The sequence below is a fragment of the Kitasatospora sp. NPDC001225 genome, assembly GCF_053597855.1.
On record NZ_JBSFJC010000365.1, the window covers coordinates 1 to 2,327 of the forward strand.

Annotated in this window: 4 protein-coding genes; 2 read left to right on the plus strand and 2 right to left on the minus strand. The window is 76.1% G+C overall.

Going from position 1 to position 2,327, the window contains the following annotated elements:
- On the plus strand, positions 1–539 hold a 539-nt coding region (locus ACWDCZ_RS40455), incomplete at its 5' end, for a hypothetical protein (RefSeq protein ID WP_449818605.1).
- A gap of 25 nt (positions 540–564) precedes the next feature.
- Here the strand turns inward: ACWDCZ_RS40455 and ACWDCZ_RS40460 are convergent.
- Both ACWDCZ_RS40460 and ACWDCZ_RS40465 read right to left on the minus strand, forming a co-directional pair.
- Positions 565–954, minus strand: a complete 390-nt coding sequence (locus tag ACWDCZ_RS40460; RefSeq protein WP_074006307.1) for a hypothetical protein — start codon at positions 952–954, stop codon at positions 565–567.
- Positions 955–1,073: 119 nt separating this feature from the next.
- Complete coding sequence (locus tag ACWDCZ_RS40465) at positions 1,074–1,484, minus strand: winged helix-turn-helix transcriptional regulator (RefSeq protein WP_380744492.1); 411 nt, start codon at positions 1,482–1,484, stop codon at positions 1,074–1,076.
- A gap of 112 nt (positions 1,485–1,596) precedes the next feature.
- Here ACWDCZ_RS40465 and ACWDCZ_RS40470 point away from each other — a divergent pair.
- Positions 1,597–2,327: alcohol dehydrogenase catalytic domain-containing protein (locus ACWDCZ_RS40470; RefSeq protein ID WP_449818606.1), on the plus strand; the 731-nt coding region annotated here is incomplete at its 3' end.

The window sequence follows — 2,327 nt, forward strand, 5'->3', positions numbered from 1 at the left end:
AGGGCCAGGGTGCGGGCCGGGTCTCCTGCGCTGCTGCGGTCGGTGGCCATGGGGCCATCGTTTCACGCACCGGCCGGGGCCCTGACGGCGCGGACAGCCACCCCGGCCTGCACCACTTCTCCGCTGTGCCCGACCCGGACGCGCTGGGCGCCGACCGCGTCCTGGAGCTCCAGATCGCCACCGCCCGCGCCCTGGACGACGCGCTGCTCGGCGTCGTGCGCAACCGGCTCACCGTGGACGTGCCCGCGATCGTGGAGGGCGACTACCTCACCCCGGCCGCCGCCGCCCGCGCCGCCGCCGAGGCCGCCGAGCAGGGCCGGCGGGTGCGCGCGGTCTTCCTGCACGAGGACGACCCGCGGAGCATCGGCGCCAACTACGCCGACCGCGAGCCCGACAGCGGCCCGCAGCCCGAGCGCGCCGCCGTCAGCGCCCGCTACAGCACCTGGCTCGCCGACCAGGCCCGCGCCCACGCGCTGCCCGTGGTCGAGTGCCGCCCGTACGCCACCCTGCCCGAGCGCCTGGCCGCAGCCCTGGCGTGACCCCCGGGGGCGGCGTGACGGCGGGTCAGCCCTCCTCGATGTCCGAGATCAGCTTGGTGCCCAGGTCGCTCTGCACCGCCAGCCGGGTGTGCCCGGCGTCGGGGCCGGTGCCCCAGGTCAGCGTGACGGTGGTGAACAGGTGCCCGGCGCCGGAGTCGTGGTAGCGCACCTCCCAGCGGGTGGGCACGTCCTGGGCGCGCAGCACGCCGTCGGCGTGGTTGGCCTCCTCCCAGGCCGCCAGCCGCTGTCGGAAGTCCTCGGTGAGGTAGTGGGCGCGCAGTTCGGTGCCCAGGTCGTCGGTGCCGTCGGAGACGGCGTCGACGTAGGCACCGTAGAAGTCGGCGACCCGGTCCACCGCGGAGTCCGGGCTGCCGCTGCGGACCGCGGAGTCCGCGGCGGTGTCGGTGTCGGTCATGAACGTCCCCATCCGTCAGGGCCGGGGCGTACTGCCGCCCCCGGCCGGTCGGTTCGACCCGTACGCCCAACGAGCCGCCCCGCCGGAGGTTGCGCCCGGACCGTCCCCGGTCCCCCGGGTCATTCCGGTGTCCGGTGGTCCTCGTCGTACGCGGCGCGGGCCGCCAGCACCTGGGGCATGTGGCTCTCCGCCCAGTCCTTGATCTGCCGGACGAGCGGCAGCAGGTCGCGCCCGAGCCCGGTGAGCTCGTAGTCGACGCGGGCGGGCACCCCGGCGGTGACGGTGCGGCTGACCAGGCCGTCGCGTTCCAGGGCGCGCAGGGTCTGGGTGAGCATCTTCTCGCTCACCCCGGCCAGGCGCCGGCGCAGGTCGCTGTAGCGCAGCGGCCCGTCGGCGAGGGCGGAGACGAGCAGGCTGACCCACTTGTCGCCGATCCGGTCCAGGAGTTGGCGGGCCGGGCACCAGGCGAGGTAGGCGTCGTAGGCGGCGGCCTCGGCGGCGCGGCGCCGGGCGGCGGTCGTGGTGGGCATCGGCCCACTCTCCTTTCCGTGCGGTACGCACCTTCGGGTGCGTCCTTCCCCATGGAGAGTAACTCTCCTTAGGTTGGGTGGAGTTGCCGATTCGTGAGGGGTGGGTGTCGTGATGCGTGCCGTGGTGGTGCGGGAGTTCGGCGGTCCCGAGGTGCTGGAGCTGGTGGAGGTGGCGCTGCCGCGGCCGGGCCGCGGGCAGGTGCGGGTGCGGGTGGCGGCGGCCGGGGTCAACCCGGTGGACGCGGTCACCCGCTCCGGGGTGCTCGCCGGGGCCGGGCTGATGGCCCCGCGCGCGGTGACCGGCATCGGCTGGGACGTGGCCGGGACGGTGGACGCCGTCGGACCCGAGGTGACCCGATTCTCGCTCGGCCAGCGGGTGGTGGGCCTGCGCGACCGCCTGGACACCGACCTGGGCACCTACGCCGAGCACGTCGTCCTGGACGCGGACGCCCTCGCCCCCGCCCCGGCCGGCGCCACCCTCGCCCAGGCCGCGACCCTGCCGCTCAACGGCCTCACCGCGCTACAGGCCCTGGACCTGCTCGACCTGCCGGCCGGCTCCACCGTCCTGGTCACCGGCGCGGCGGGCGGCGTCGGCGGCTTCGCCGTCGAACTGGCCGCCCTGCGCGGCCTGCGGGTGGTCGCGCTCGCCGGACAGGACGACGAGCCGCTGGTGCGCGACCTGGGCGCCGAGTGGTTCGTGCCGCGTACGGCACCCGACGTGGCCGCCGCCGTACGGGAGTCGGTGCCCGGCGGGGGGCAAGGCGGCGACGGCCGCGCCCGGCGGGGCGGAGACATCGGAGGAGCGGCGGGGGCTGCCAAAGGGGGGAGCTCGAAGTGTAGTGA

Excerpts from the sequence above, each read along its gene's own strand:
- ACWDCZ_RS40460 (WP_074006307.1), bottom strand. The coding sequence starts at position 954 with ATGACCGACACCGACACCGCCGCGGACTCCGCGGTCCGCAGCGGCAGC.
- ACWDCZ_RS40465 (WP_380744492.1), bottom strand. The coding sequence starts at position 1,484 with ATGCCCACCACGACCGCCGCCCGGCGCCGCGCCGCCGAGGCCGCCGCC.